This is a genomic window from Cellulomonas sp. B6 (assembly GCF_001462455.1).
GTDB lineage: Bacteria > Actinomycetota > Actinomycetes > Actinomycetales > Cellulomonadaceae > Cellulomonas.
Genome location: NZ_LNTD01000211.1, coordinates 1 through 3,496, shown reverse-complemented (window position 1 = coordinate 3,496; position 3,496 = coordinate 1). Strand labels below are relative to the sequence as shown.

The 3,496-nt window shown below is 75.2% G+C and carries 3 protein-coding genes; 2 read left to right on the top strand and 1 reads right to left on the bottom strand.

Annotation, left to right across the window (positions count from 1 at the left end):
• Window positions 1-54: 54 nt before the first annotated feature.
• Complete coding sequence (locus ATM99_RS16140; RefSeq protein ID WP_062103867.1) at window positions 55-1,380, top strand: bifunctional o-acetylhomoserine/o-acetylserine sulfhydrylase; 1,326 nt, start codon at window positions 55-57, stop codon at window positions 1,378-1,380.
• 48 nt (window positions 1,381-1,428) lie between these two features.
• Window positions 1,429-2,739, top strand: a complete 1,311-nt coding sequence (locus ATM99_RS16135; RefSeq protein WP_062103866.1) for a homoserine O-acetyltransferase — start codon at window positions 1,429-1,431, stop codon at window positions 2,737-2,739.
• 151 nt (window positions 2,740-2,890) lie between these two features.
• Here the strand turns inward: ATM99_RS16135 and ATM99_RS16130 are convergent, their stop codons facing one another.
• Window positions 2,891-3,436 (bottom strand): hypothetical protein, encoded by a 546-nt coding sequence (locus ATM99_RS16130; protein ID WP_062103865.1) that lies wholly within the window; start codon window positions 3,434-3,436, stop codon window positions 2,891-2,893.
• Window positions 3,437-3,496 lie beyond the last annotated feature (60 nt).

Genomic DNA, 3,496 nt, shown 5'->3' with positions numbered 1-3,496 from the left:
CTCCTCGGGTGACAGCCCCACCGTCCCCCCGGCCCACCCCCTGAGGAGCACGACATGAGCAACGAGAGCTGGAGCTTCGAGACCCGCCAGATCCACGCGGGCCAGACCCCCGACCCCGTCACCGGGGCGCGTGCGCTGCCGATCTACCAGACGACGTCGTTCGTCTTCGACTCGGCGCAGCAGGCGGCCGACCGGTTCGCGCTCAAGGAGCTCGGGCCGATCTACACGCGCATCAACAACCCGACCCAGGAGGTCGTGGAGAACCGCATCGCGGACCTCGAGGGCGGCGTCGGCGCGCTGCTCGTCGCGTCCGGCCAGGCGGCCGAGACGCTCGCGATCCTCAACGTCGCCGAGGCCGGCGACCACGTCGTCGCGTCCCCCAGCCTCTACGGCGGCACGTACAACCTCCTGCACCACACGCTCCCGCGGCTCGGCATCGAGACGACGTTCGTCACCGACCCGCACGACGCGCAGGCGTGGCGCGACGCGATCCGCCCCAACACCAAGCTGTTCTTCGCCGAGACCATCCCCAACCCGCGCGCCGACGTGCTCGACATCGAGCTCGTCGCGGGTGTCGCGCACGAGCACGGCGTGCCGCTGGTCGTCGACAACACGGTCGCGACGCCGTACCTCGTGAACCCGCTGCGGTGGGGCGCCGACGTCGTCGTGCACTCGGCCACCAAGTACCTCGGCGGGCACGGCTCGGCGATCGGCGGCGTGATCGTCGACGGCGGCACGTTCGACTACGCGCAGCACCCCGAGCGGTTCCCGAACTACAACACGCCCGACCCCTCGTACAACGGGCTGGTGTTCGCGCGCGACCTGGGCGTCGGCGGCGCGTTCGGCGTGAACCTGTCGTTCATCCTCAAGGCGCGCGTGCAGCTGCTGCGCGACCTGGGCGCGGCGATCAGCCCGTTCAACGCGTTCCTCATCGCCCAGGGCATCGAGACCCTGTCCCTGCGCGTCGAGCGGCACGTCGCCAACGCGCAGCGGGTCGCCGAGTGGCTCGAGGCGCGGGACGAGGTCCGGCACGTGCACTACGCCGGGCTGCCGTCGAGCCCGTGGCACGCGAACGCGCAGAAGTACGCGCCGCGCGGCGCGGGCGCGGTGCTCGCGTTCGAGATCGACGGCGGCGCGGAGGCCGGGCAGGCGTTCGTGTCGGCGCTCGAGCTGCACTCGAACGTCGCGAACATCGGCGACGTGCGCTCGCTCGTCATCCACCCCGCGTCGACCACGCACAGCCAGCTCACCCCCGAGGAGCAGGCGCTGTCCGGCGTGACGCCGGGCCTCGTGCGGCTCGCGGTCGGCATCGAGCACGTCGACGACATCCTCGCCGACCTCGAGGCCGGCTTCCGGGCGGCCAAGGGCGCCGGGGCCTGAGACCCTGACGACCGCGCCACGCACCACCCACGAGAGGTTCCCCGCACGATGACGCAGCCCGACCCCCGCACCGACGCCCCGGACCGCACCCCCGCACGGCGTGCGATGCCCGGCGCGTTCCCGGGTGCGGGGGCGGGCGGCGTCGACGTGCCCGACCCGCTGGCCGGACGCCGCACCCGTCGCGGTGCGACGCTCGGCAGCAGGCGCCCGCTGCCCGAGCGCCCGCCCGTGCCCGCGAGCGCCGCGTGGCGCGACGGCGACGAGCCCGGCCGGCGGCAGTTCGCCGACCTCGGGCCGCTCAAGCTCGAGTCGGGCGGGCGGCTCCCGGCCGTGCGGCTCGCGTACGAGACGTGGGGCGAGCTCGACGAGGACGGCGGCAACGCGGTGCTCGTGCTGCACGCGCTCACGGGCGACTCGCACGTCACGGGTGACGCGGGCCCCGGCCACCCGACCGCGGGCTGGTGGCAGTCGATGGTGGGCCCCGGCGCGCCCATCGACACCGACCGGTACTTCGTCGTCGCGCCCAACGTGCTCGGCGGCTGCCAGGGATCGACCGGCCCGGCGTCGACCGCGCCCGACGGCGAGCCCTGGGGCAGCCGGTTCCCGCTACTGACCGTGCGCGACCAGGTCGCCGCCGAGCTGCGGCTCGCGGACCTGCTGGGCGTCGACACGTGGGCCCTGGTGATCGGCGCGTCGATGGGCGGGCAGCGCGTGCTCGAGTGGGCCGCGACCGCGCCCGAGCGGGTCGACGCGATCGCCGCCATCGCGACGTGCGCGCAGACCACGGGTGACCAGATCGCGGGCTTCCACACGCAGCTCGCGGCCGTCGCCGCCGACCCGCGCTACCGCGACGGCGACTACTACGACGCGCCCGACGGCGAGGGGCCGCACGTGGGCCTGGGCATCGCCCGGCAGATCGCGCACCAGACGTACCGTTCGGCGCGCGAGCTCGACGAGCGGTTCGGGCGCATCCCGCAGGGTGCCGAGGACCCGCTCGAGGGCGGCCGGTTCGCGGTGCAGTCGTACCTCGACCACCACGGCGACAAGCTCGCCCGACGGTTCGACGCCAACACGTACGTCACGCTGACGCGCACGATGATCACGCACGACCTGGGCCGCGACCGCGGCGGTGTCGAGGCGGCGCTCGCGCAGGTCACGGCGCGTGCCCTGGTCGTCGCGGTGGACTCGGACCGGCTGTTCACGCCCGCGCAGTCCGAGCGGGTCGCCGCGGGGATCCCCGGCGCCGGGCCCGTGCGGTACGTGCGCTCGGACTACGGCCACGACGGCTTCCTCATCGAGGAGGACCAGGTGGGTCGGCTCGTCGTCGACTTCCTGCGCACGTCCGACCAGCCGCGCTGAGCCGGCGGGCCGTCCGCGGTCGTCCGTGCCGCGGCCGCCGCTCGCGTCGCCCCCGCCGAACGCGGACCTCGGCCGGTCCGGCGAGCCCACGAACGGCAGAACCCCGCGCTCGGACGGTCTGCACCGGGTTCGCCGACCTCGGGCCGGGCGCTCAGCCCCCCAGGCCCGCCCCCATCTCCATGACGACGTCCGCCAGCGGCGCGGTGTCGTAGGCCGCCTCGTCGGCCAGCAGCACGAGCAGCACGACCCACGGCCCGGGGGCTGCCGACGGCGCGGGCGTGCACGTGAGCGAGCGCCGGAAGCCGCGGTCGTGCACGCGCACGGTCAGCAGCACGCGGCCCGCGTCGTCGACCCAGCGGCCGCCGCGGCGCCACAGGCTCGACGGCCGGTAGTGCACCACGGTGTCACCGACGCGCCCCCGGCGGCGCCGACGCCAGAACGTGCGCGCGAGCCACGCGATCTCGGCGCCGGACGCGTCGGTCACGCGCACCTCGCGGTGCGCCGACGTCCGCACGACCCACGTGCCGTCGGACGTCTCGACGACGTGCCGGCCCCGGTCGGCGCGACCGGTCGCGACCTGGCCCGCGTCGCAGCGGATCTCGGGCGGACCGTGCCGCACGAACCGCGGGACGGTGCGGATCTGCTCTCCGGGCCGCCCGACCTGCGCGAGCGGCACCAGCACGACGTCGGTCGACACGCCCGGCATCCTGCCACCGCCGACCGGTCGGGGCACCCACCGCCGGACCGACCTCCCACC